This is a genomic window from Leisingera sp. NJS204, from assembly GCF_004123675.1.
GTDB lineage: Bacteria > Pseudomonadota > Alphaproteobacteria > Rhodobacterales > Rhodobacteraceae > Leisingera.
The window spans coordinates 198,479-223,367 of the sequence record NZ_CP035417.1 but is presented as its reverse complement, the minus strand read 5'-3'; the positions used below and the strand labels follow the sequence as shown (position 1 = coordinate 223,367).

Below are 24,889 nucleotides of genomic sequence, written 5' to 3'. Positions count from 1 at the left end.
TTAAGCCCTGTCTAATTCCAGTGTTGAATTTGAGTTGAATGTTTCTGTGGTTGAATAATAGAGATCAAGTACTTGTGAAACCTTTTCGGCAATAGCTTGAGCCATCATTGGAGGCACCGCGTTCCCGCAAAGTTTATACTGATCGACTTGCCCTCCAAAGAAAACATGGCAATCTGGGAACGATTGGATACGCGCAGCCTCCCGAACAGAGATCAACCTCTGCTGGTTTTCATCATAGTGAATGAACGTTCCCCAATGCGGGTCCGGTTTGGTTAGTAGTGTGCCGGAGATTTCATCCGGTAATAGTCGACCGTACCGCTTAGTATGGTCTTTTCGCTTCGCTCTTCGCATCCCTGGGGGCAACAGTTCTTTTGGGATCGATCGCCAATCGCCCCCTGCCGGAATGTGTTTGATACGTTCTGTGTTTGGGTGTGCCAATGCTCTGCACCAGTGATTGGTAAGAACGTCGGCTTTAAGGCGCATCTTCTTCTGAAAATGAGACGCGGGGGATTGCGCTGCTGAGTAGACTGTTCGATCTTGCCCTCCACCATTGGTCAAGGGTGGCAAGTCTCCAATTGCTTCTCGGACCGAAATGGGTGGAAGAAGTGCTGGGTCAGTTTGATCGAAGTCACATCTTTCAAGGCGCTTCCGGTAGCCAATCGCGTAGTGGAAGGTGTGGTCACGGCCACCCTTAAAATGAGCTTGCGCTAATGAATAGTGGCGAGGCGTGGGAACCGTTGCTTTCCCTACTTGGGCTGAAACATCTCGTCTCGTGCCTATCACCACAACACGAAAACGGTCCTGTGGAACACCGTAGTGCGCGGCGTTGAGTATTTTAAAGTCGATGTCATACCCGACGCACGCAGCGGTCGGCTTCGATATTTTGGCGATGAGTTCGTCAAAGAAACGTCCGCCCTCGAGTGAGAACATCCCAGGGACATTCTCAAGGACGAAAACCTTTGGCGAAAGTCCGCGTAGAAGTCTCACATAATGCCGGAAAAGAAAGTTCCTCGGATCCTCAGCTGAACGAATGTGAGAGTTCAGTGAGTAGCCTTGGCAAGGAGGCCCTCCAAGTAGAATGTCCAATGCACCTGGCGTGAGAGGAGCATCTGAGTTGCTCCGCGCATTCTCCAGTATTTCGTCGATCGATATGTCTTCGACTGACTGAGGTAGGGCTAGTATCCTGCTTCTGTCCCCATTCGTCTCAGCGTAAAGAGGATCGAAGTTCATCATGAAAGTATGAAGGGCCACGGGCCAGATATCGTTGGCAAAACTTGGAGTACAGCCCAGGGCTTTGAAGCCACGAGACAACCCGCCTGCACCACAGAAAAGTTCGCCAGTCGTGTATTTGGATGCCGTAACTTTCTGATTTTTCATCTTCTTATCTCTTTACTGCCCCATACGTTTGCGATTCTAGCTGTAAAGCATGTGGTCGTATACGTTGCGGCACCTCTTCCCGACACTTCGTTGTCTGGATCTTGCTGTATATGTCGGGTGTTTACAGGAATCAACGCATCACCCCTTCGACTAGCGCGGACACTGCTGACAAAGCCGTGGTGCCTTTAACCAGAATGCGGCGGCCATCTGAGAGTGTAATGTCCACACGTTGCACAGACAGCAGAGCGTCGGGCGCGGGTGCTAAAGGCGGCTGGCTTGGCGTGGATAACGCCCCTTCAACTTCCACCGGGAGGAAAGTCGTCCCCTCGATCTCGTCGCCAGTCTCTTCGGACGCAAAGCGCGGATTGAGTAGCCAATTGTGGATCAGGTTGGCATTCATCGCGTATGGCCGCGCAACCTGTGCTACCGAAACGCCGGCCACCCGAGCCTGCATCCAAGCTCTGCGGCCCACGCAACATCTTCTCCGCGACGATCCCCAGCCTGCCTACCGTGCCCCCAACACGCGGCGCATTTGCGGCGTGAAGGTGCTGCCACCACCACCGAGACAATCCCGCAACCTTCACTCAGCAAGGTTAAGCCCGGCTCAATGCTGAACGTCTCCTACTTAACTTGATGACTCAGCAGATTGCATGCGCAGAGAAAGACCGCTTTCCGCCCGAACTACCCAATAGAAGAGCTAGGGGACATCATCCCCACGCGCCTACAATACAATTAGACATGGCCGTGTCCTCGGCCGACGCTTGCGGGCCGCACCAACACCATCGAATTGTATTGCATTTGCTATCCCGAACCCTCGCCGGGAGCAGGTTTTAGAGACGAGCGCCCTGAAGGGCTTCGCTCAAAACCAGTTTTGAAAGAGGGAAATATGATCAGCGTCATCACAGGGCCGAAGGCAACACTACGCGGCGCAAAGGCAATGTTCTGTCGCAAAAGGCAGAACTATGTGTCGCCTGACAAAGGGTATAATGGCGGACCGAGGAGGATTCGAACCCCCGACCCCTTGATTCGTAGTCAAGTACTCTATCCAGCTGAGCTATCGGTCCACTGCCGCGGGGTGTAATCATAGCGCTGGAGAGTCGCAACCCCTAAAGAGATCAATGCACGTATTTCTTGCCTGGTTCACGTCCGTCAAGCTGGTGTGATTTCCCGGATGGCCTGAGGTCATGATCAGGCGGCTTGTGTTGAAAGGCTGAGAATGGGGTCTGTCTCCTCTGCGCCGGTTTCGGCGAAGGCCTCAACCATCATGTAGCGGCTGGCGGTCTGCCATTCGCCGTTCTGTTCGAACAGCACGGCGCCGATCAGGCAGGTGATGGAGGCCTCATTCGGGAAGATACCGGCGGCATCGGCCCGGCGCTTCACCTCCTTGTTCAAGCGCTCGATCGGATTGGTACTGTGCAACTTCGTTCTGTGCTGGCGCGGGAACGCCATGTTGGCCAGCACGATGGCCGCCCTGAGGCCGCTGTGCGCGTCGCTGAACACCAGCTTGGTGCCGTTCCAGCCCCCGGGCTTTCAAGCCGCGCAAGAAGCCCGTCCAGAAAGTCCCGGCTTCTGACGGACCAAGCCCCGGACCAATGAGTTCGCGACGTCCATCGGTGTTTGCGGCGACGGCTATTTCGCCAGGTCGTGCGATGATCGGCCCGCTCATGCTTGCCGGCACCGATCAGGCCTTCCACGTCGGCCTCCATGATCAGCTGTAAAACTGCCTCCGCGACGGCACGCAGAAAGCCGCCGCCATTTTGCTTTGCGAGAAGCTCGGAAAGGTCCATGTTGGTCTTGGTCATCGGGGTCTCCGTGCGGATCGTGGCTGAAGCGTCGAAACTCCACCTCGACCATACACCTCGATGGCAACCCAGGATCACACCGTTGAAGGCGCGGAAATTACACCACGGACTCGGACGCTAACCTTGCCTGCCTTTCCCGCCAAAGTGCACAGGCCGGTTGAGCACTGCCAGCTTCTGCAACCACAGCCCGGCTAAATGTGGTATAAGGCCAAAGCTGACGATCTCGCCACCGCCCCTGAGCTAGGGGAGGCAACACTTAGAAACGGAATAAGGGGACAGAAAATGCCGGACCGGCAGTCCGCAGAGTTACAGCTCAGGCCGCTGGAAGCGGAAGACCTCGCCACTATGGCCGGCTGGTTTCAGAATGTGACCGACCTGGCCTGCTTTGACCGCGCTGCCCGGTCCCCCCTCAGCCTGCCTGCCATTGCACAGGCCTGGATCCCCCCTGCCGGTACTGCGCCGGATACCAGCAAGTGCTGGTTTGCAATTGTTACAAATACCAATGCACTGTGCGGCATTGCCGGGCTGGAAAGCATCTCCATGGTCAACCGGGACGCCATTATTGCGCTTTTCATTGAGCAGTCCAAGCGCCGGCAGGGCATCGGGATCCGGTCGCTTGCGCTGCTTCTCGACTTTGCATTCCGTCAGATCGGGCTAAATCGCATTACATCATATTACCGTGCCGACAATACCCGCAGCGAGGAACTCACCACGCGCGCAGGCTTCGCAACCGAAGGCAGGATGCGAGCAGCCTGGTATGCAGAAGGCCGGTACTTCGACATGATCACAGTAGGCCTCCTCAGGGAGGAATGGGAGGCCAGCCGCAGGGTTCTCGCGCAGGAACTTGACGCCAGTGTGAAGGCAGGCTTCCACGGCGCGGAGATTACAGGCTGGGCCTGGCCGCCGGGCCCGGCAGATCCGCCAGCAGGCTGACCGGCAGACCAAAAGGGCAGAACCGGCTTCTCCGGCAGTTCTTGCCGACACTCACAGGAGGAGGACAGCTTGTGAGCGGCCATAGTAAAAAAACAACGGTCCGGCGCCAGCTTGGAGCAGTGCTGTTTGCCGATGTTGTCGGCTATGCCCGGCTTATGGGCAATGACGAAATCGACACATACAGCGCACTGAAATCCCTGCTGGAAGAACTGGAAACAGCATGCAATGCGCATGACGGTCAAGTGGTTGCAGTTCGCGGCGACGGGGTTCTAGCGTTGTTTGAAACAGCGACCAACGCGGTGAAATTCGGTGTCGAACTGCACCGCATTGCAGAGCAGAACAACAGTGCACGGCCAGAAGACCAGCAGCTTCGGTTTCGGGCCGGTGTGCATATGGGCGAAATCCTGGTCGATGACCGCGGCATTCACGGCGACAATGTCAACATTGCCGCCCGGCTGCAGGAAATTGCCGAACCGGGCCGGGTTTTTGTCAGCGGGTCGGTTTATGAACAGATCCGCAACCGCTTGCGCTTCGGTTTTGAATTTCTTGGCCCGCAGCGCCTTAAGAATATTGCGGACCCGGTGCCCTCCTATTGTGTCCGCAGCGAGGTCGCCGGAGCGGCCATGGCTGCCACCCGGCGCCCTCCGGAGGCTCAGCCCGCAGGCCGCCCGCCCCCTGGCATACCATCCGTCGCCGTGCTGCCATTTGCCAGCTTGAGCGGCGACCAATCCGACAACTGGTTTGCGGACGGGCTGACAGAAGACATCATCCTGAACCTGTCCAAATTCAAAAATCTCTTTGTCATAGCGCGCAATTCTGCCTTTTTCTTCAAGACCCGTTCGATGCCCCCACAGGAAGCCGCACGTGAGTTAGGGGTACGCTACGTCGCACGCGGCAGCGTCCGCCGGGCCGGAGCAAGGGTACGGATCGCCATTGAACTGATTGACGCGGATTCGGGGCGGACGATCTGGGGCGAGCGCTATGACCGGAACATTGACGATATTTTTGCCATCCAGGACGAGGTAACCGATGCAATCGTTGCAGCAACGGCCGTTCTGATCGAAGCCCAGGAGCGCAAACGGATGGCGCAGGCAGCACCGGCAGATCTTGCAGCCTATGGCTTTGTTCTGCGCGGGCAGCAATTTATCTTCCGCTACACCAGGCAGGATAACCGCGAAGCCCAGACCCTGTACGAACGCGCCCTTGCGCGGGATCAGGATTATGCCCGGGCCTCGGCCGCACTATCACGCACCCTGAACATTGATTGGCGCTATTCCTGGGCCAAAGACGCCGAACACGCATTGGACACAGCCCTGTCTTACGCCCAGAAAGCAGTTGAGCTGGACCCGACCGATGCCCGCGGTTTCGGTGAGTTGGGATTTGTACATCTTTACCGGAAAGAGCATGACGCAGCGATCGGCGCTTACCGGCGCGCCCTTGCGCTTAACCCGAATGATGCCGACCTTCTGTCGGACTACGCCGATGCGCTGGCCCATTCCGGTGACAATGAAACAGCCATCGAAAACCTGCAACAGGCGATGCGGCTGAACCCCTATTTCCCCGATCAATACCTCTGGCACCTGGGTGGCGCCTACTATAACCTCAAACACTATGAGGCGGTTATTGAAACGCTCACCAAAATGAATAACCCGACCGAGGGACAGCGGATGCTGGCCGCCAGCTATGCGCAGATGGGCAAGATGGAACTGGCCCGGGATATGGCCGCCCGGCACCGCGAAGCACATCCGAATTTTTCACTGGAACGCTGGACCAAGGTGCAGCCTGACCGGCTGGAAGAAGACACCCAGCACTTTGTTGAAGGCCTGAAGAAAGCAGGTTTCTAAAAGGCCGGCGCCCAGGATAGGAACGCCAACCCTTTCTTATCAAGTCACAGCAAACCTCTGCCAGATACTCAATCTCAGTCGCCGGACCCGCGTGCTTTTGCGCCGCTGACCTTGGCACCGCTGACTTTGGCTCCACTGACCTTCGCGCCGCTAACTTTCGCGCCGCTCACCTTGGCACCGCTGACTGAAGGTCCGCCGTCGCCGAAAAAGACATCCAAAAGAACTTGTTCCAGCATGCCGGTCATCACGTCCATCCGGATCGTGTAATCGGCCTTGTCATAATCCCAAACCCGGATGTCATTTGCGATCTGGTACTCGGCCGAGGCAACCCCGGTCACCGAAGGGTCCAAAGGTGCCCGGGAAACTTGAACCTGGCCGGCGGGCGATTGTTGACCCGTCGCACTTTCGCCGTCACCATGCACAAGGAATATCACCGGTTCCGGCAGTTCAAAATAGGTGCCCTCATAGGAAAACCCGTAGATACGGGCGAGATTCGCATCATCGCTCAGCTGATCGCCAAGCAGGTTGTTTCTGCCCTGGCCTTTCTGCCGCCGCTTTCCTGCCTTTTCATAGTCCTGCTGCCCAGCGCCATAGTCGCCGACCTGACGCCATAAACCTTGGCGGGGACCGTGAGCAATCTCTAGTAGGGTTCCTTTAGGAAACTGGCGCTGGTGAATCCAAGGATTTTCGCTTCCCGACCCAACCTCATAGAGACCATTCTCCCCCTTGTTGTTTTGGCCCATAACCAGGACTTTGTCACCAGCCGCAACAGTTTCGCCGTTTACTTTGGTACCTTCCAATTTCTGCAAATTACCAACTGTACCAACAACAGCCCCCGCAATTTTGGGGACAATTTTCATGTCGTCGATCAAACGGCCAAATAACAACACTTCAGAAAAACTCAGCAAAGACTCGGCCACTGTACACACTCCTGTGGCTATGGAAACAACTCAGGATGACAATTCAAAAAAGGACAGGTCTGGAATTTCTGCAGGTTCTGATGCCTTGAATGTCCCCCTGAGAGGTAAAATAGCACAAAAAGAATAGAATTTGTAGACAATCAGCCTGTCAGCCGCCGGGCACCCGTGTCCGCACGGAATTGGCATGGCTGTCCTCATCCGCTTCGGCCAGTCGCGGTCCAGCCTGGGCAAAGCCAATTCCCCGCATGCGGAAGTTGCCTTCTATGATCGAGTGGAAGGCGCCTCCGGTTGTTTCCTGGTCAACAATCAGCAACGCCTTCTCCACTGCCGCATAGGTGAGGTTTTCGGCATCCAGCATGCTCCACGCCGCCGCCAGATAGGCGCCCAGAAAGTCACGGGCTTCCAATAGCGATACCCGGAACCCTTCGGGATCAAGAGCATAGCGCGCATCAAACAGCGCCTGCATGACATCGCTGTAATAGGGGGTTTCCTCCAACTGATCAGACAGATCCTCCATTTCAGGTGTGATCAGACCATGCACCAGCAGCCGCTCGTGAAAGATATCGACGAGGATATCGAACATCGCCCCCGTCAACGGTTCGGACAGCGCGTGTTCACTGCTCCAGCCGGAAACAAACTCCTGCAGCGACCGGGTGTTTGCCGCCATCCGGATTTGCGCATTCCCGGCAAGCTCGGCGAAGCGGTTCAACTGATTGAACGTGTAAAGATTGCCCTTGGTGTTCTCCAACAGCTCCTCGACAACCGACCCGAAGTGAAGCGAGGCTATCAGCGCCACCATATCAGCTGCAGATTCGTGAAATCCAAAATACTCGCCCGGCACATCATCCGAGACCGGCATGCCCGCAACACTGTAGATGATGGCATGGCCGATTTCGTGGGCGACCACATCAAAATTCAGGCTGTAGGCGCGGTATTCGCCGCCATGCTCCCAGGTGCCGCCGGTTTCCAGAAATCCCCAGCCGATATGCGCGTTGTCCAGGCTTGGCAGCAGCGACAGCTCCAGCCGGTCATAATCCCGCGCAAAATGCCAGGGGATCGGGTGCCCGAAATACGCCTCCCACACATCCAGCGTGAAATGGGCGGCCGCAAACAAATGCACCGCCTCAAAACCGGGGTCCGAAGGCAGGACATGCGTAAAGTGGCCATCTTCATCCGGCGCCGGCGGTTCCTGTACCTCTCCATGCCAAGGCGGCAGATACATGCCAGGCCCCGACGGGCCAGGGACTATGGCCCCAAACGGAATGGTTTTGCCCAAAGGGTTGACTGTATACATCCGCGGTCCCGACGGCCCCGGCCCGATAGAACCGGGCGGCGCGGAAATCTCGACCAGTTCCGGTTCCGGATCCGCAGTCCGGAACGGAGATTGCGGAAACAGGAGAAACCGGGTTCCCGGCGCTTCTTCAGCCATCTCAAACATGTCGTCCATGAGCCCTCCAAATTTGCGGAGGTTTCACCGTATATGCCCTGCCTGGTCTCTGCTTTGCGGTGCAGACTGTGTTTTGCCCTTTTGATGATACATGAATTCACGCCGGATCAGCGCATAGAATTCATCCAGGTCTCTCAGGCCGATACCCGCAGCATATTCACCCAGATCTTCAGGGATTTCCCGCTGCAGGCGTGTTTCGAAATACCAGAGGGCCCAGCGCAACCGGTCCTGTTCAGGCTGATCGCTGCCCCGCTGGTCCTGCTCAGCCAGCCGCTGCGACTTGGAAATCGCCCGGGATTTCAATTGCGCATAGGCGCCTGCCTGCCGGAGCTCTGCCAGCAGGTGCAGTTCCAACTGCTTGCCCAAGGTGTTCACAGCAGTGCCAGCCAGCGCTGTTTCCCCAAGCAGCGCTTCATACCCGTCAGCAGTCAGCCCGTTTTCTGCCAGCCACTGTTGCAGGTCGCGACTGCGGAAAAGCTGGAGCGTTTCCCGGTGTCTGCTCAATTGCTCTAATATCTCTTGCCGGTCCGGGCGCAGCCCCTTTCGCCTTGCATTCTCCAGCGCCAAACAGCGCGCTGCAGCGCGGATCCGGAATTCACCAAAGCGCCCAGGCTCCAGGCGCAACTCATCCAGCACCTGCAAGTCCGCGTCCGGCAGGCTGTACGCCTCCGCTTCGATCCGCTGCACCAAACCCTGCCAGGCAAGCGAGCGTTCAACCTTTTCAGGCGGAATGGAAACGGCCTTGCCCTCCGTCTCCTGAAAGGCCGCCATACGGATCAGCATCATCTGCGCGTCCTCGCGCTTGGCGTCCACCCGCCCGGTTTCAAGCCAGGCCGAAAATTTGCCAAGCCAGGATGCATCCGCAAGTCCCGCAAGGATCTGTTCCCAGGTCCTGTCGTGGTAAAACAGTTGCTTGGCCGTTCTGAGCAGCTCCGCAGCCTGATCCGCTTCCAGCGCCGCGTCAGCGACCGCGCGCGCCACGGTTACCCGGATTGAGACCATCGGTTCGCTTAGCGGTGCAAAGCCCAATTCTGCCGGGCTGTGCAGGACCGCGACTTCGTCATCGTCGCAAATCTCACCCGCAGCATAGGCTTCATAGATGTCTCCGATGCCCACCATCCCGAACGCAGACAGCTCAGCCGCCCGCAGCGCGCCCATGCTGGCGCTGCCGAACACCGCGATCCCCTGCTCCAGCGCCCACAGGATTTCCTTGTGCCAGACCGAGGGCACACCTTCAAAGTACCCGTCGATCAATCCGATGACAGATGCACCTTGACGGGCGGCCCGGTAAATGTCGCCTTGACCAGCCGGCGGCAGAACAGTGGCATTCAGCAGGTTCAAGACCTCCTCAGCGCTGATTGTCGGGCCTGCAAAAACAACCGCCGTCAAACCTGCGCCTCCGCTGTTCTCAGGGCCCTCGGGCCTGCTATGAAATCCGGATCGTCATGCGGCGCCTCCAAGCCCGGGATCACCGCACGCACCACAGAAATTCCCAGACCCGGACGCGACAAGTCGACCGTCAGAACTTGCTCTATCCCTGCATCCCCCAGCCGGTTCAGGAGCCAGGCCAGGTCACTTTCAAAGGACGGCGCTGAGTAGGACGGGCAATCTTGCAGCCGGTCCACCGGCTCGGTTCGAGCCAACAACGCCCGGACATACTGCGCGCGTTCTGCCGACGCCTTGGGGGTAAACTCATCCGGATCCAGATCGTCGCGCGCACCGGAGATATAGGTCAGCCGTGTCTGGGCCGCCTCGGTCAGCGCCCTTAGCAGGGCAATGGCACGGTCCGGGTGGCAGCCGCTGCCAATGCCGATATGGCCGGGCCGGCTGCCGGCTTCGCAAATCATGCAATGAAACGCCGCCACCCCGGTGTCTGTCGCGATACTCCAGATGCCGGCGTCCACTCCTGCTGCAGCAAACCGTTCCAGCGCCGCACGGCAGCGCGGGTCGTCTATAGTTTCGGGATTGATACGCGGGCCCGGCGGTGCATGATGCCACAGGGTGATCGCATCCCTTTCAATCAATTCGCAAATCGCGTGGCAGGTGGCTTCTGCGAGACTGTTGCCGGACGCAAGACCGTTGGTAGTGCGCGGAAACGCTCCCTGCCCGCCGCAGGGCCGCGCGGTGTAATCGGTATCCACCATTTCATAGGGCAGCCAATGCGCCTTTTCAGTTATCAGGTCCGTTCCTTCAATCCACAACATCGGCTGGTGCGGATCAAAGCGGCCTCCGGTCACGCGGGGCAGACGATCAACATCCGCCACCAATGTGCCTTGCCGCAAGTCGTGATAGCTGGCCGCCCGCAGAGGCAGCGCGATCCGTTCCGCGTGCCAGGTCTCAATCGCTTCCATCACGCCCGAGGCCTGTGCCGCTTCCAGCGTCAGCCCCTTGCCCAGCGCCACCGCGACTGAACGGGAATTAGGCCGCGTCACCATAACGGTTGGCAGGCCGATCCGGTCCAGCCCGGTCAGATTGGCAATGCGGGTGATGCCCATACCGGCAAGATGCGGCCGGACTGCAGCCAGCGTCTGCGCCGGATCGCACAACCGGTGGGTGTCCAGAACATATCCCTTCTGCTGCGCCTTTGGCATGGGGCAGGCCTCACTGTCATGACTGCCACAGAACATCTGCTGGCCGCCTATTGGTATCCCGCAATATTCAGATAAGGATGCTGGATCACACGCCGCCGGTCAACAAAACTGCCGCCTGCCGGACTAGCCTGCTGCAACACCGTCACCGCTGCGGATGAAAATCAAACACCGGGACAAAACTTGCCGGCGCCAGGGATTGCTCCAGCATGTCCCCGCGCTGCGAGTTCTGATCAAAGACCTGGATTTCCGGCCCGGTATGTTTGACGCTCAGCTTTCCCTCTATAGCCCGCACCGCCATTTCCACCGCCAGCCGCCCTTGCAGAACAGGGAAGTCCGTGGGTGCTGCAATGATCCGGTCACGCAGAACACCCCGGTAGACGGCGTGGGTCATGTAGTCAGACACAACCAGAACCTTCCCCTGCAAACCACGGGCACGCAGGACCGACACCGCGGCCTCGGCAGCAGGCGCAGACCCGGCGATGTAGTCCAAGTCCTGCGCCTCATCCAGCGCCTCTTCGACAAGGCGGACCTGAATCTCCCGACCGGTGTCTCCGTATTTCGTCACCGCGACCACCGCCGAGCTTTCCGCCAGTGCCGCGCGGAACCCTTGCTCAACAAATTTCACCCAGCCCGCATTCTCCGGACCGGGAAACCAGGCCACTTTCACTGGCGGTGCGCCTTTGGGGTGCCGCGCCGCGATGATACGCCCGGCCACAGCGCCCATTTCCGTCCAGGACACACCGACCTTGGCAGTGATCCCCGCATCGGCGATGTCATTCACCGCTGCAATTACCGGAACCTTTGCCGAAATCCGCTCCACCGTTCCGGTCAGACCCGCAAAAGAGACCGTCCCCAGGATCAGCGCATCTGCCCCCGCCTCCACACAGTCTTCGGCTTGGTGGATCTGCCGCTGCAAATTCGGATACCCGCCGGCCTCAACCAGTTTAAAGGACACCCCCAGCCGTTCAGCCTCAGCCACCATTCCGTAGTTGACGCTCAGCCAATAGGCGTCCTTCAAATGCGGATACGCGATGCACAGCCGCCACATCTGCGCCGCCCGCTCCAACGGCTGATAATCTGCGGCCTCGTATCCGCTTTCGTAATCGAACGGGGTTCGCGGAACCTGCAGGCGCCAGCTGTCCGCGGCGGCTGCAGTGCAAAGCCCAGAGAAGAACAAAAACCAGAATGCGCGCATGAAAATCCCTTCCAGACACTGAGGATAGGCAGCAGAACGCAAAAGGGAAATTCAAATTTGCACTACAGGCAAATGCGCGCGACAGTCCAGGGATGTTGAAAAAGCTTGGTCTTGGCGGAAAATTAAGCCTCGCATTCGTCGTCATTGCAGGACTGCCCACCCTTGCGGGCATCCTTGGCCTGGTTGAACTGCGGGTGCTTGCACGCCGCCAGGCAGAGGTGATCAGCCAGACCATACCTGCCATTGCCGAAGTCCGCGGCATGGCCGAAGAAAGCACCCGCATCATTGCCATCGCCCCTGAGCTGGCCGCAGTTGACACCCAGTCCGAGCGGGAAAACCGGGCAAAATTCCTGTCCGCCCAAGTCCAAGCACTGACCCGGCGGCTTGAAGCGCTGGAGACAGCCGGCGGCACAGGATCCGCCCGGCTGCGTGACACGGTGACGGAAGCGTCCCGCGTGCTGCCGCTGCTGAACGCCCTGGTCGAAACCCGCATCGCTCTGCACAGCGAATTCAACCAGTTGGCCGGGCAAAACCTATCCGCTGCGAACAACTTGCTCAGCATGGCCGACACTTTGGTGGCAAACGCCGAGATGGGCACTACTGCAGTTATCTCAAGCCTTTACGGTCCCGGCTCCTCCCCGATTGAGGAGCAGGCCCGTACCGATACGCTGGACAAGCTGATCGAGGTTGACCTGTTCCAACTGGGCCTGATGTTCGAGCTGCGCTCGCAAACCGCTGAAATCGGGCTGCTGATCAACCGGATCGAAGACGCCGGCGATGAAACTGAACTGGGTGAGATCGAGGCAACGCTGACCAGCCGGCTGCTCGTCGTGTCCCGCCGTATCAAGGCGATCCGCGACCCAGGGCGGCGCCAGCAGGCCGAAGGCTATGCCGCGCAATTGCGTACCGTCTCAGAGCAGGACATCGGGCTGTTTGTGCTGCGCGACAGGATTCTGGCCACCGAAACCCGCATAACCGCGCTCCAGCAGGGCCTGCAAGCTACCGCATTGCGGCTTGGCGACGAGGCCGCAGCCGTTGCGGACCAGGCCCAGGCACGGGTGATCCGGTCCGGCAATGCTGCCGCTCTCGACGTCCAACGGGCCCAATTGCGCAACGGCTTTGCTGCGATTGCAGGGTTTGTGCTGTCGCTTGCAGTCCTGTGGTTTTATGTGCGCGGCAGCATCACCCGGCGCCTTAATCAGCTGTCGGGCACAATGGCGGCCCTGATGCGCGGCCAGCTGGACCACCGGGTAAGACCGCGAGGGCATGACGAAATCGCCCGGATGGAGGCCGCGGTGGAAGTTTTCCGCCAGCAAGCCATCGACAAATTGGAACTGGAAAGTGTCCGGGACCGCAATGAACAGGAACTTCGCGAACACCGCAACAATCTGCAGGTCCTGGTCAATGAACAGACCGAGCGCCTGCAGGAAGAAGTCGAAGCCCATGACGAGGCCCGCCGGAAAGCGGAAACCGCTGACCAAGCCAAATCCGAGTTCCTCGCCATGATGAGCCATGAAATCCGCACGCCAATGAATGGCGTGCTTGGCATGCTGCGCAGCCTTTCGGACGATGGCCTGCCGCCTACGCAGATGGAGCGGCTGCGGGCAGCGCTGGTCTCCGGCCAAAATCTGCTGAAGATTTTGAATGACATCCTGGACTACTCGAAAATCGAAAGCGGCGCCCTAAAGCCGGAGATAAGCACATTTTCCCTGCGGGAACTGGTAACCGACATCGTCGTGCTGCTGCGGCCCGGCGCTGACAGCAAGGGCGTCCACCTGTGGCTTGATGCCCCCGGAAACCTGCCAGAGGCCGTGCAGGGCGATGCCGCCAAGCTCCGTCAAATTCTGTTCAACCTGCTTTCCAACGCCCTGAAATTTACTGACGACGGCGAGGTCATTCTGCGGATCCGGATCAACGATACTGCCAGCGGACGCCACCGGGTGACCTTTGAAGTCAGTGACACCGGCAAGGGCATATCGGCGGAAGCAAAGACCAGAATCTTTGAGGCCTTCGAGCAAGAGGACACAGATACCGCCCGCAAATTCGGCGGCACCGGGCTGGGGCTGGCAATCAGCAGGCATTTCGCCGAAACCATCGGTGCCAGGTTGTCGCTGGAAAGCACCTCCGGCGTGGGATCCGTTTTTACACTGTCCCTGGAATTGGAACCGGGCAAACCCGCTGATCTTGTGCTTGAAGACCCGCCCGCGCCGGCAACAAAAGCCGAACACCCCCTGTCAGTGCTGGTGGTCGAGGACAACGAAATCAATCAGATGGTCGCTCGCGGGTACTTGGAGCGTATGGGGCACAATTGCCAATGCACCGGCAGCGCCGAAAGCGCGCTGGAACTGCTGCCCGGCTCCGGTTTTGATCTGGTGCTGATGGATGTGAACCTGCCGGGCATCAGCGGCACCGAGGCCACCCGCCGCCTGCGCGCCCTGCCCGACCGGCGGATTGCCGAACTGCCGGTCATCGGCATTTCGGCGCATGTGCAAAAGGACCAGATCGAGACTCACCTGCAGGCCGGCATGAACGGTTTTGTCGCCAAACCTGTCTCCCCAGAACGGCTGGCCAAGGCATTGGACAGCGTCATGCAAGGGCGCGAGGGCGCGATCTATTTATCGGCCCGCCAGGCAGTTCTGGAACAGCCGGACCGCCGCGCCGGCCTTCAGAAACAGATGCAGGAAAACATACGGGACCTTGGCAAATTGCAAGCTCTGGACATCGCAAGAATATTCAAACAGGAGCTTCCGCGAAGCCTTGCACAGATGACTGCGGCTTTGGAAATGCAAGATTGGGGATCACTGGCAAAACAAGCGCACCGTGCCAAAGGGGCTGCCAGCACCTTTGGCCAGCAGGATCTCGCGGCGCTGCTGGCAGCGTTGGAAGCACACTCGGAAAATGGGGAACTGAACGCAGCCCAAGACCAGCTGGAAAAGCTGACCGGTCTGGTCCCGCACATTCTGGACGCGCTGGCCGCAGTGCTGCGCGAGTGCGAAACTGTCAGTTCAAAGGCGCCGTGAACACATAGCCCTCGCCATGCACGGTTGTGATCACCCGCGGATTGGCGGGGTCCTCCTCCAGCTTGCCGCGCAAACGCCGGATCAGCACATCCACGGTGCGGGGGTTTGCACCGTATTGCCGGTGGGTGACCCGGCTCATCAGCGCATCGCGCGAGGCCACCTCGCCTGCCCGGCTGATCAGCATCTCCAGCACTTCGAATTCAGCCCGGGTCAGGGAAATGCTGTCACCCTCGACCGTTTGCAGATGCCGCGCCGCGACGTCGAACTGGAACCGCCCGAATTTGTAGATCCGGCGCGACAGTCGCCGTACATCCTGCGTCCGCCGCAGCAGGTTTTTCAGCCTAGCCAGCAATTCACGCCGGTTGAAGGGCTTGCAGACATAATCATCCGCGCCAAGCTCCAATCCGACAATCCGGTCAATCTCATCATCCCGGCCGGTCACCAGGATAATCCCCAACTCAGACTTGGCACGCTGTTCCCGGGTAATTTGCAGCCCGTCTTTTCCGGGCAGGTTGATGTCGACCAACAAAAGATCAACGTCCTGTTCTTCCAGTATACTTTCCGCGTCTTCGGCAGTTTCAGCCTGCGAAACACTGTACCCTTGGGCATCCAGGTAACTGGCAAGAGTGGCCCGGGTGACGGGCTCGTCCTCAATGATCAAAATATGCGCCATGATTTTGAAACCCCCGAAAATATTCCTACCGGTTAACAAATTTTAACATACCTGACCAGCCTGTTCATCCCGCCGGGCTGACCTGTTCACAACTGCTGCCTAACTTCTTGTCTCGAAAGCCCGGCTTTCAAAACGCGGAAAGGCTCAGGCCATCAGGACCAGGGCTGCGACAACAGGGAGACACACATGAGATACCGGCAATACCTAATGGCCAGCGCTGCGGCCATGATGATGACGGCCCCGATGGCGATGGCCGAGGATTCCTCGGACCCTATCATTATTCCGATCCACAACTGGTCGAGCCAGATCGTGATGAGCCACGTTGTCGGACAAATCTTTGAATCAATGGGCAACAGTGTCGAATATGTGTCGACCGACAGCCAGGCAGTCTATGAATCCGTCCGCCTTGGCGATGTGACCCTGGAACTGGAAGTCTGGGAAGGCGCCTTTGGCAAGTCCTTCAACGAGGCGCTGTCCAAAGGCGGCCTGCATGACGCAGGCGACCACAATGCCGTGACCCGCGAAGACTGGTGGTATCCGGCCTGGACCAAAGACGCCTGCCCTGGCTTGCCAAGCTGGGAAGCGCTGAACGACTGCGCTGCGGCTTTTGCCACACCTGAAACTGGCGACAAGGGCCGTTTCCTGGGCGGTCCTGTTGACTGGCTCAAGCACGACGCCGAGCGTGTTGAGGCCCTCGGCATGAACTTCACAGTTGTGAACGCAGGGTCTGCCTCGGCGCTTTGGGCCGAAGTTGCCGCTGCTGAAAGGACCAAAAAGCCGGTGGTGATCTTCAACTGGACGCCGAACTTTGCCGAAGCTGTCTGGCCAGGTGAATTCGTCGAATTCCCCACCTGGGTCGAAGGCTGCGACAAGGACCCGTCCGTCGGCCCGAACCCGGACGCCACCTATGACTGCGGCAATCCGGCCAACGGCTACCTCAAGAAGGCCGCTTGGGACGGCATGAAAGAGAAATGGCCGGCGGCCTATGAAACGCTGACCGAAATCAGCTTTACCAACCCGCAAATCGCAGAAATGGCCAAGCTGGTCGATATTGACGAGATGGAGCCTGAGGACGCCGCAGCTGAATGGCTGGCCGCGAATGAGGGTCTCTGGAAGCCCTGGACCGGTTCCTGATTCCCCCTTCAGACCCTTATTCCGGGGCAGCGCGCTGCCCCGGTTTCTCTGCCAATGAAAGAAAAGCCATGACCGCCGCCACCCCCGTCATTTCCTGCAAAAACGTCTGGAAGCTGTTTGGCGCCCAACCAGAACAGTATCTGAAGTCACTGACCGGCAACCCCGGCTTTGATGAGATCCGCCAGGCTGGCTACATCGCAGCTGTGCGCGACGTCTCTCTGGATATTGCCAAGGGGGAAATGCTGGTGATCATGGGGCTGTCAGGCTCCGGCAAGTCCACCTTTGTACGCTGCCTGTCCCGTCTGATTGATATCACCGGCGGCGAGGTTCAGGTTGACGGTCAGAACATCGGCGAGATGTCCGAGAAAGAGCTGATCGGCCTGCGTCGCAACAAGATGGGCATGGTGTTCCAAAGCTTCGGTCTTTTGCCGCACCGTACCGTGCTGGACAACGTGGCATTCCCGCTGGAAATGCGCGGCCAGGACCGCCACGCACGCCGCGCCCGTGCGCTGGAGGTGATCGAACTGGTAGGCCTGTCAGGGCGCGAGGATTACTTCCCGCGCGAACTATCCGGCGGCCAGCAGCAACGTGTCGGCATCGCCCGAAGCCTGGCAATTGAACCTGATATCTGGTTCCTGGACGAGCCGTTTTCAGCCCTCGACCCGCTGATCCGCCGCGAGATGCAGGACGAATTCCTGCGGCTGCAGGAAATGCTGGGCAAGACCATCGTCTTTATCACGCACGACTTTGACGAGGCCCTGCGCCTTGCCGACCGGATTGCCATCATGAAGGACGGCGTGGTTGAACAGTGCGACACCCCCGATCAGATCGTGCTGAACCCGGCTACCCAGTATGTTGCGAAATTCACCGAAGAAATTGAGAAATCCCGCGTGGTGCATGCCGGTGTTTTGGCACGCGAGGTGAATGGACACAGCCTGACCGGCACGCCGATCGGAGAAAAACAGACCATCGCCGAACTGGCGCGCCTGCTGGTCAATGACAACCGCGACTTTCTGCCGGTTGCCAACACCGCAGGCAGCCTGATCGGTGCGATGAACCGCCAAGAAGCGCTGGACGTGCTTCTGGGAGAGCCGTCATGACAGATCAGACGATGGTCCTTTCTGGAAAACCTCAGACATGGACACGCGCCAGAACCGGCTGGGCGCTGTTTGCGCTGGCCTGCGTTCTGGCGGCGGGCAATGCCGTGCTGCCGGCAGGGCTGGTAAGGCCGCCTGAATGGCTGGTGCTGCCTTTTGCCGACTGGATCAACGCGATCTTTAACTTCCTGCGCGATGATCTTGGACTTATCTACCTGACCCGCGCCTTTGCTGATGGGGTTGAATGGCTGCTCGATGTGACCGCCAACTTGCTTTACGGCAAGAACCGCTGGCCCCGCGTCGGCCCCATTCCGTGGACCGTGATTGCCAGCATCGGCTTTGTTATCGGCTATGCGTTACAAGGCTGGCGGCTGTCGCTGCTGACCGGCGGCACTTTTGTCTGGATCGCCGTCATGGGACAGTGGAAATGGGCGATGGAAACCCTTTCGGTTATCGTTGTCGCGGCCCCGTTCTCGATCCTGTTCGGGCTGGTCATGGGCGTCCTCGCCTGGCGCTCGAAGAGCTTTGAACGGATCCTGAATCCAATCCTCAACATCGCGCAAAGCCTGCCGCATTTCGCCTATATGATCCCGGTGGTTGTCTTTATCGGCGTCGGCCCCAAGGCGGGTGCCATTGTCACCATCATCTTTTCGGTGCCGCCGATGATCCGCATGTCCTTGCTGGGTTTGCGCAAGGTCCCGCATGAGGTGATTGAAAGCGGACACATGTGCGGCTCAACCCGCTGGCAGCTGCTGCGCCACGTCCGCATCCCCACCGCCCGGACCGAGATCCTGGTCGGTGTGAACCAGGTCATCATGCAGTGTCTTGCGATGGTGGTTCTGGCCAGCTTCATCGGCATGCCGGGGCTGGGCCAGAAGCTGCTGCAACTGCTGCAGGCGTTGAAGATCGGCCGCTCGGTCGAGATCGGCATCACCATCGTGCTGCTGGCCGTCATGCTGGACCGTTGCACCAAGGCCTGGGCGACCAAGCAGCCTGAGCATTTTGAAAAAGGCATCTCCTTTGCGGTCCGCAACAAGTTCCTGCTGATCGCTGCGGGCCTGTCGCTGGCCTGCATCCTGCTGGCACAGTTCATTCCAGTAATGGACCAGATCGGCCGCCGCGACGCCTTCACCATCTCCAAGCCGATTGATGCCGTCGCGGACTGGTTCATCGTGCTGATAGATCCGGTCACCCAATGGCTGCGCTGGTTCCTGATCACCTGGGTGCTGATCCCGATCCGCGATGCCTTCCTATGGATGCCCTATGCCGCAGTGCTGGCGCTGCTGGCCGCCGCAGGCTGGGCCATCGGCGGGCTGCGGTCAGCTTTGGTATGCGTTGCTTTCTTCGGCCTCATCGCCATGTCCGGCTGGTGGGATCGTGCGATGATCACTGTTTATACTGTCGTCGTCGCGGTCTCGATTGCGACTGTGCTGGGTTTTCCGCTGGGCATCTGGGGATCGTTTCACGAGAAACGTGCCGCCCTTGCCCTGCTCATCTGCGACACATTGCAAACCTTCCCCAGCTTCATCTACCTGATCCCGGTGGTCATGCTGTTCGGGGTGAACGATGTGGCGGTGATCGGCGCCGTGGTCCTGTTCGCAGCCGTGCCGCTGGTGCGCTACACCATTGAAGGGTTGCGCCAGGTGCCCGAAACCCTGATCGAAGCCGCTGATATGGCCGGTGCCACCCGGATGCAAACCCTGTGGAAAGTCCGCCTGCCGATGGCGCTGCCTACCATCATGGTCGGGGTGAACCAGTCGGTGATGTTCTCGCTGTTCATGGTGATCATCGCCGCCTTCATCGGTACCCAGGATCTGGGCCAGGAGATGCAGCGTGCGCTGTCTTCCACCGATGTGGGCAAAGGGCTGGTGCTTGGTCTTGCCGTCGCTTTCATGGGGCTGATGGTCGACCACCTGGTCACCACCTGGGCGAAGACCAAGAAAGATGCGCTGGGGCTGGAGTGACATCATGACTATCCATTCCAACGACTTTGGCCCCGCCCCATCCACCCGCATAGGCTTTCTGCTGTTTCCAGGCTTTCCCATGGCCTGCCTGACCTCGGCAATGGAGCCGCTGCGCTCCGCCAATGAAATCGCCGGGCACCAGGTGTTTTCCTGGTCCTTGGTGACGGAAACCGGCGCGGACGCAGCGGCTTCAGCCGGGGTCCTTTTTCCAGCAGATGCCAGCCTTGCCGGGATCAAAGGGCTGGACTGCCTGTTCCTGCTGTCCGGCCCGGAAGGTGAATTCGAAGATCCTGTCTCAGGGCATGGGCGGCTGCGCTACTTATCGCGGCATGGTGTGACCTTGGGCGCAGTGTCCGGTGGTGTTTTCCCGCTGGCGCGCAGCGGGGTTTTGTCCGGACGGCGCTGCGCTGTTCACTGGTGTTACCGCAGCGCCTTTGAGGCCGCCTTTCCCGATTGCCCGGCTGTTGACCGGCTGATTGTGCGGGACGGCAATATTCATACGATCTCTGGTGCGACCGCCATGTTCGACCTGTCACTGGAGCTGATCGGCACTGTTCTCGGTGCAGACGCCAAAAATGAAATCGCCTGCCTGTTCCAGCATCCCGTCATCCGCAACGGCAGCGCCCGTCAGAAGGTCCCGGTGCTGCAAAGCGACCGCACCGTCGACCAGATGCCACCCGCAGTAAAAGAGGCTATGGCGATCTTCTCGGAGAATTACGAAACACCGGTGTGCATCCGCGACGTGGCCCGCATGGCCGGCATCTCGCCGCGCCAGCTGGAGCGCAGTTTTCGCGCCGCCACCGGCCTCAGCCCCGGCGAATACTACCGCCGCCAGCGCCTGAAGGCCGCCCGGCAGATGGTGCTTCATTCATGGGATACCGTGTCCCGCATAGCCCATGCTGTTGGCTATGCCAGCTCCTCGACCCTGACACTGCATTACCGGAAGTTCTATGGAGTCACACCGGTTCAAGACCGCAAACACGCTTTGCAGCCGCCCGGCCGCCGCCAAGTTCAAACAGCGCCACCGGGCGGCCTCTAAGCAGGCTTGGCCGTTCATCCGGCTGCCGCCGGACCAAAACTGAAAGCGCCGTGTAAGGGCGCGCGCTGCTTGCCCTACTGGGCAAAAGCACAGGCGTCGTAGCCCTATGGTTTCCGCTGCCAGAGTTCACAGCATTGAATGAACAAGCGAATTGGCCTCATTGATGCCTATGCCGCTAGTAAAAGGAGACCGGCGGGCAGCACTTTCGCGGCTTTCACACACGTGCGTCCCGGTCCCAGGGCGGCACCTCACCGCCAAGGTGTTCCAGGATGAAATCAATGAAAACCCGCACCTTGGCAGGCAGATAGCGGCGCTCCGGGTAGATGGCATAAAGGGTCTGCGACGGCAGCAGGCAGTGCGGCAGCACCCGCACCAGCCGCCCCGCCGCCAGGTCCGGGCCGGCAGTGAAGGTCGGCAGCCGGCCGATCCCCGTCCCGCCCAGGATCGCTTCCCGCAGCGCCTCGCCGTTGTTGACGCTGAAACTCCCGCCGGGCCGGAAGGTTTGCACCTCACCATCGCAATCGAAAACCCACTCCTGAAAATCCCGGCTGTAGGAATACTGCAGGCAGTTGTGGCGGCTCAGACCGCTGACCGTTTCCGGTGTGCCATAGCGATCAAGGTATGCCGGGGCAGCAGCCAGGACGTTGTGCAAGGGCGCGATCTTGCGGGCGACCAGCGCGGAAACCGCCAGGGTTCCGCCGCGCAGCGCCAGGTCGAACCCTTCCGCAAACAGATCCGCCACCCGGTCATCCATCACCATATCCACCGACACGCCGGGGTAACGCGCCAGAAACTCGGACACCAGCGGCGCCACATGCAGTCGCCCGAATGCCATCGGAACATTCACCTTCAGCCGCCCCTTGGGGGCCTCCTGCAGAGCCAGCACGCTGTCCTCGGCCTCCTGTGCCGCCTCCTGCGCCCGGACCGCATGGGCATAGAAATGCTCGCCCGCTTCGGTCAGGCTGACATTACGGGTGGAGCGGTGAAACAGTTGCGCGCCCAACCTCTTTTCGATGAGCGTGATCCGTTTGCTGACCGCGGATTTGCTCACCCCCAGCCGCCGCGCCGCTGCGGCAAACCCCTGTGTCTCGGCAACCGCCACAATCACCGGGATATCTCCCATTCCTTCCATTTCTCTCTCTTACTCCGAGAAGGGTGAGTTTTTCTCAACATCAGGTTTCATTCTATCCGGATTATCGCGTGGCTGGAAACCGAATACCTTTGCCGGGTCATCAAGGAGACGAGCCATGGCAAAGATGCTGATCGACGGTGTGCTCACCGAAAAGCCGAAACCGGGAGACGGTGTGTTCCGCCGCATGAGCAGCGGCTTCCGTGGATGGGTCGAGCCGCGGGTGGATGCGGACTTCCCGGCCGAAGCGGGCCGCTACCACCTTTATGTCTCCATGGCCTGCCCCTGGAGCCACCGCACCACGATCCTGCGCGCGCTGAAGGGGCTGGAGGAGATCATCACCGTCACCCAGATGGTGCCGCTGGCAGGCCCTGACGGCTGGCAGATCGACACCGCGGGGCATGACCCTGCCGCCGGGGTGCCAAGAGATAAGCACCTCTATCAGGTCTATCAGCGGGCGGATCCCGGCCACACCGGCCCGGTCACGGTGCCGGTTCTGTTTGACAAGAGCACCGGCCGCATTGTCAGCAACGATTCCGGCGAGATCATGCGGATGCTGAATTCAGCCTTTGCCGGGCTGACGGGCACCGCCCCGGATTTCTATCCGCCGGACTTGCAGCAGGAGATCGACCGGATCAGCGCCGAAATCTATGCCCCGGTCAACAATGGCGTCTACCGCGCAGGCTTTGCCACCACCCAGGCGGCTTATGACGAGGCGATCACCGCCCTGTTCGGCAAGCTGAATGAGCTGGACGCCCTGCTCGGCACCCGTCGCTACCTGACCGGGGAGCGGCTCACCGAAGCCGACTGGCGCCTGTTCACCACCCTTGTCCGGTTCGATCCGGTCTATGCGACGCATTTCAAGACCGACCGCAAGCGGATCGCCGACTACCGCAACCTCGGCCCCTATCTGCGCGACCTCTTCCAGGTCCCAGGCGTGGCCGCCACGATCGATATGGAGGCCATCCGCCAGCACTATTTCCTGAGCCACCGGCACATCAACCCGCATGGGATCATCTCTGTCGGTCCGGACCAGGATCTGAGCCAGCCTCACGGGCGGGACAGGACAGCCCTTCGCGCCTGAACCTCTCACCCCGCAACCGGACCGGGGCCGCTTCCCCGGAAACAGAAATGGAGAGTTCCACCATGAAACTGCTTTCGAAACTTGCCGCAGCCGCAGCCGTGCTGTGGCTGCCCGCCCAGGGTCTTGCCGGCGCCGAGGACACCGCTGGCCTCCTGAAACTGGAATACACCGACGGCCGTCCCGCCTCGATCGGCGTGGAAGATGTGAACACGGTGCTGCACAGCGTCGAGGTCCGCGTCAGCACAGTTGCGATCCCGGACCAGGCGCTGCCGGTCCTTGAGGCCTCCCGCAGCCGCGCCATCACCGCCGAGGAGGAGGCGCAGCTGATCTCTGCCTTTGCACTCAGCCGCGAAGATCTGCTGGCGGAAATCGCAGCTGCGGGACGGCAGCCAACGGTCGAAAAGGGCGGCTCCCTCACCACTTCGGAACCGGGTGTTGCGCCCTACCCCAAGGTCTATGACATGAACAAGATGGATGCGGACACCCGGGTCTGGGTCCACAAGAAATTCGGCCCGCTGCACATCAACCACGCCGAGGACGGCACTGGCATTGATGAGGTTATGACAATTGTCTCCGGCGGCCCCTGGGTCTGGTTCTTTGAGCTGCCCGGCGATGTCATCGGCAAGCTTACGCTTGGTCATGTCGGCCCGGAAGGCGAAGCCTGGCGCATCAGCTACCCCGGCATCCGCCCGCACGGCGGTTTCCTGAACCCCGAGTATGGTCTGGTTGTCGCTTATGCGCACGGGCCCGAGCAGTTCGAGATCCATTTTGATGCGGACAATGCGGCCGGTTCCCGCCTGAACGGCACCAATGCCTGGATCGACTTCTCCGGGGACAAGCCGGTGCTTCTGGATACCCCGCTGAGCGGCAACTGACGCATCTGCGGCTGCCGGCGCCTGACCTGCCGGCAGCCCTTTTCCTTCTCATCGAGGTGAAATGATGAAATCCCCCGTTCTGACCATCGACTTCTTCCACGACACCGTTTGCGGCTGGTGCTTTGTGATGTCCCCTAAGCTGCGCAAACTGGCCGCCGAATTTCCAATCCGGGTGCGTCATCGCACCTTTGTCCTGCAGGACTCGCCCGCCAAACTGGCAGCGGCCTTTGGCTCTGCGGAGAGAGCCAAATCCGCCATTCTGGGCCATTGGGAGCGATGCGCCGAACATGACAAAGGCAGCCGCATCAACGTGGAGGGGATGCGCCGCCAGCGCTTCCCCTATCCCACCGGCCTGCTGAGCGCCAAAGCCTGCAAGGCCGCTGAACTGCAGACAGGGGACGCCGGGCACTGGGACTATTTCGATGCGGTGCAGGCCGCGCATCTGACGGAGAACCGCAATATAGCGGACGAAGGCGTGCTGCTGGATGCGGCCCGTTCCTGCGGGCTGGATGCCGGACGGCTGCGCAAGGACATGCACAGTGCTGAAGTTACGCAATTGGTTTCCCAGGACCGGCAGCTGGCCGCCTCCTGGCGGATCAGTGCGGTGCCGACTCTGGCGGTTTCCGGCGGCAAATGGCAGCTGCGCCATGGCTCGCTCGCCCAGATGCGCGCAGAGCTGGCTTTGGCTGTGACCGATGTGGCGGCTCAAGCCCCAGCCGGCAAAAATCTGCGGTGAGCAGTGCCCCCCGGCATCTTGGCATAGGC

19 protein-coding genes, 1 tRNA gene and 2 pseudogenes are annotated in these 24,889 nt (G+C 59.8%); 10 read left to right on the top strand and 12 right to left on the bottom strand.

Features of this window, described 5'->3' with window-relative positions:
• From ETW24_RS01190 to ETW24_RS24630, 5 genes and pseudogenes are all read right to left on the bottom strand, one after another.
• Complete coding sequence (locus tag ETW24_RS01190; protein WP_129369400.1) at positions 1–1,377, bottom strand: DNA cytosine methyltransferase; 1,377 nt, start codon at positions 1,375–1,377, stop codon at positions 1–3.
• A 130-nt stretch (positions 1,378–1,507) separates the two neighbouring features.
• Complete coding sequence (locus tag ETW24_RS24580; protein ID WP_217621268.1) at positions 1,508–1,777, bottom strand: hypothetical protein; 270 nt, start codon at positions 1,775–1,777, stop codon at positions 1,508–1,510.
• 587 nt (positions 1,778–2,364) lie between these two features.
• Positions 2,365–2,441, bottom strand: a tRNA-Arg gene (locus tag ETW24_RS01175).
• 124 nt (positions 2,442–2,565) lie between these two features.
• Positions 2,566–3,055 (bottom strand): annotated as a pseudogene (locus ETW24_RS01170) (transposase); the annotation flags it as partial.
• Positions 3,056–3,076: 21 nt separating this feature from the next.
• Positions 3,077–3,164, bottom strand: a pseudogene (locus ETW24_RS24630) (hypothetical protein); the annotation flags it as partial.
• 297 nt (positions 3,165–3,461) lie between these two features.
• On the opposite strand from ETW24_RS24630, the gene ETW24_RS01165 reads away from it, so the two are divergent.
• Positions 3,462–4,112, top strand: a complete 651-nt coding sequence (locus tag ETW24_RS01165; protein ID WP_129369399.1) for a GNAT family N-acetyltransferase — start codon at positions 3,462–3,464, stop codon at positions 4,110–4,112.
• Between the two features lie 71 nt (positions 4,113–4,183).
• Positions 4,184–5,956 carry an adenylate/guanylate cyclase domain-containing protein gene (locus ETW24_RS01160; RefSeq protein WP_129369398.1) on the top strand — a complete coding sequence of 591 codons (1,773 nt, stop codon included), beginning with the start codon at positions 4,184–4,186 and terminating at the stop codon, positions 5,954–5,956.
• 74 nt (positions 5,957–6,030) lie between these two features.
• Here the strand turns inward: ETW24_RS01160 and ETW24_RS01155 are convergent, their stop codons facing one another.
• The 5 genes from ETW24_RS01155 to torT form a co-directional block, all read right to left on the bottom strand.
• Positions 6,031–6,876, bottom strand: a complete 846-nt coding sequence (locus tag ETW24_RS01155; protein ID WP_129369397.1) for a hypothetical protein — start codon at positions 6,874–6,876, stop codon at positions 6,031–6,033.
• 148 nt (positions 6,877–7,024) lie between these two features.
• Positions 7,025–8,323, bottom strand: a complete 1,299-nt coding sequence (locus ETW24_RS01150; protein WP_164982665.1) for a hypothetical protein — start codon at positions 8,321–8,323, stop codon at positions 7,025–7,027.
• A 24-nt stretch (positions 8,324–8,347) separates the two neighbouring features.
• Entirely contained in the window at positions 8,348–9,712 is a 1,365-nt protein-coding gene (locus tag ETW24_RS01145; protein ID WP_129369396.1) for a TfuA-like protein, read from the bottom strand.
• Positions 9,709–10,914, bottom strand: coding sequence for a YcaO-like family protein (locus ETW24_RS01140; protein ID WP_129369395.1), 1,206 nt, complete (start codon positions 10,912–10,914; stop codon positions 9,709–9,711). The genes ETW24_RS01145 and ETW24_RS01140 overlap by 4 nt, the downstream gene beginning before the upstream one ends.
• Before the next feature lie 142 nt (positions 10,915–11,056).
• The gene (torT, locus tag ETW24_RS01135; protein ID WP_129369394.1) at positions 11,057–12,109 is read right to left on the bottom strand and encodes a TMAO reductase system periplasmic protein TorT; all 1,053 of its coding nucleotides are present in this window, start codon (positions 12,107–12,109) and stop codon (positions 11,057–11,059) included.
• A gap of 92 nt (positions 12,110–12,201) precedes the next feature.
• On the opposite strand from torT, the gene torS reads away from it, so the two are divergent.
• Complete coding sequence (gene torS, locus ETW24_RS01130) at positions 12,202–15,129, top strand: TMAO reductase system sensor histidine kinase/response regulator TorS (protein ID WP_129369393.1); 2,928 nt, start codon at positions 12,202–12,204, stop codon at positions 15,127–15,129.
• Here torS and ETW24_RS01125 read toward each other — a convergent pair.
• Complete coding sequence (locus ETW24_RS01125; RefSeq protein ID WP_129369392.1) at positions 15,110–15,802, bottom strand: response regulator; 693 nt, start codon at positions 15,800–15,802, stop codon at positions 15,110–15,112. The two genes, torS and ETW24_RS01125, sit on opposite strands and share 20 nt — an antisense overlap.
• 186 nt (positions 15,803–15,988) lie before the next feature.
• On the opposite strand from ETW24_RS01125, the gene ETW24_RS01120 reads away from it, so the two are divergent.
• The 4 genes from ETW24_RS01120 to ETW24_RS01105 all read left to right on the top strand — a co-directional run bounded on the left by ETW24_RS01120 (position 15,989) and on the right by ETW24_RS01105 (position 21,036).
• Positions 15,989–16,936: an ABC transporter substrate-binding protein gene (locus tag ETW24_RS01120; protein ID WP_129369391.1), complete on the top strand. Its 948-nt coding sequence runs from the start codon at positions 15,989–15,991 to the stop codon at positions 16,934–16,936.
• Positions 16,937–17,004: 68 nt separating this feature from the next.
• Positions 17,005–18,036: a quaternary amine ABC transporter ATP-binding protein gene (locus tag ETW24_RS01115; RefSeq protein WP_129369390.1), complete on the top strand. Its 1,032-nt coding sequence runs from the start codon at positions 17,005–17,007 to the stop codon at positions 18,034–18,036.
• Positions 18,033–19,997, top strand: coding sequence for an ABC transporter permease (locus tag ETW24_RS01110; RefSeq protein ID WP_129369389.1), 1,965 nt, complete (start codon positions 18,033–18,035; stop codon positions 19,995–19,997). Before ETW24_RS01115 ends, ETW24_RS01110 begins: the two co-directional genes overlap by 4 nt.
• 4 nt (positions 19,998–20,001) lie before the next feature.
• Complete coding sequence (locus tag ETW24_RS01105) at positions 20,002–21,036, top strand: GlxA family transcriptional regulator (RefSeq protein ID WP_129369388.1); 1,035 nt, start codon at positions 20,002–20,004, stop codon at positions 21,034–21,036.
• 214 nt (positions 21,037–21,250) lie between these two features.
• Here the strand turns inward: ETW24_RS01105 and ETW24_RS01100 are convergent, their stop codons facing one another.
• A complete protein-coding gene (locus ETW24_RS01100; RefSeq protein ID WP_129369387.1) occupies positions 21,251–22,168 on the bottom strand; it encodes a LysR family transcriptional regulator in 918 nt (305 codons plus the stop codon).
• Positions 22,169–22,283: 115 nt separating this feature from the next.
• Between ETW24_RS01100 and ETW24_RS01095 the strand changes: the two genes are divergently transcribed.
• The 3 genes from ETW24_RS01095 to ETW24_RS01085 all read left to right on the top strand — a co-directional run bounded on the left by ETW24_RS01095 (position 22,284) and on the right by ETW24_RS01085 (position 24,860).
• A complete protein-coding gene (locus ETW24_RS01095; RefSeq protein ID WP_129369386.1) occupies positions 22,284–23,249 on the top strand; it encodes a glutathione S-transferase family protein in 966 nt (321 codons plus the stop codon).
• 62 nt (positions 23,250–23,311) lie between these two features.
• Positions 23,312–24,124, top strand: a complete 813-nt coding sequence (locus ETW24_RS01090; RefSeq protein ID WP_129369385.1) for a hypothetical protein — start codon at positions 23,312–23,314, stop codon at positions 24,122–24,124.
• A gap of 64 nt (positions 24,125–24,188) precedes the next feature.
• Positions 24,189–24,860 (top strand): DsbA family oxidoreductase, encoded by a 672-nt coding sequence (locus ETW24_RS01085; RefSeq protein WP_129372796.1) that lies wholly within the window; start codon positions 24,189–24,191, stop codon positions 24,858–24,860.
• Positions 24,861–24,889 lie beyond the last annotated feature (29 nt).

Coding starts and splice junctions, on each gene's coding strand:
- ETW24_RS01140 (WP_129369395.1), bottom strand. CDS start 10,914: ATGCCAAAGGCGCAGCAGAAGGGATATGTTCTGGACACCCACCGGTTG.
- ETW24_RS01090 (WP_129369385.1), top strand. CDS start 23,312: ATGAAACTGCTTTCGAAACTTGCCGCAGCCGCAGCCGTGCTGTGGCTG.
- ETW24_RS01115 (WP_129369390.1), top strand. CDS start 17,005: ATGACCGCCGCCACCCCCGTCATTTCCTGCAAAAACGTCTGGAAGCTG.
- ETW24_RS24580 (WP_217621268.1), bottom strand. CDS start 1,777: ATGAATGCCAACCTGATCCACAATTGGCTACTCAATCCGCGCTTTGCG.
- ETW24_RS01150 (WP_164982665.1), bottom strand. CDS start 8,323: ATGGACGACATGTTTGAGATGGCTGAAGAAGCGCCGGGAACCCGGTTT.
- ETW24_RS01095 (WP_129369386.1), top strand. CDS start 22,284: ATGGCAAAGATGCTGATCGACGGTGTGCTCACCGAAAAGCCGAAACCG.
- torT (WP_129369394.1), bottom strand. CDS start 12,109: ATGCGCGCATTCTGGTTTTTGTTCTTCTCTGGGCTTTGCACTGCAGCC.
- ETW24_RS01100 (WP_129369387.1), bottom strand. CDS start 22,168: ATGGAAGGAATGGGAGATATCCCGGTGATTGTGGCGGTTGCCGAGACA.
- ETW24_RS01120 (WP_129369391.1), top strand. CDS start 15,989: ATGAGATACCGGCAATACCTAATGGCCAGCGCTGCGGCCATGATGATG.
- ETW24_RS01190 (WP_129369400.1), bottom strand. CDS start 1,377: ATGAAAAATCAGAAAGTTACGGCATCCAAATACACGACTGGCGAACTT.
- ETW24_RS01105 (WP_129369388.1), top strand. CDS start 20,002: ATGACTATCCATTCCAACGACTTTGGCCCCGCCCCATCCACCCGCATA.
- ETW24_RS01125 (WP_129369392.1), bottom strand. CDS start 15,802: ATGGCGCATATTTTGATCATTGAGGACGAGCCCGTCACCCGGGCCACT.
- ETW24_RS01165 (WP_129369399.1), top strand. CDS start 3,462: ATGCCGGACCGGCAGTCCGCAGAGTTACAGCTCAGGCCGCTGGAAGCG.
- ETW24_RS01110 (WP_129369389.1), top strand. CDS start 18,033: ATGACAGATCAGACGATGGTCCTTTCTGGAAAACCTCAGACATGGACA.
- ETW24_RS01085 (WP_129372796.1), top strand. CDS start 24,189: ATGAAATCCCCCGTTCTGACCATCGACTTCTTCCACGACACCGTTTGC.
- torS (WP_129369393.1), top strand. CDS start 12,202: ATGTTGAAAAAGCTTGGTCTTGGCGGAAAATTAAGCCTCGCATTCGTC.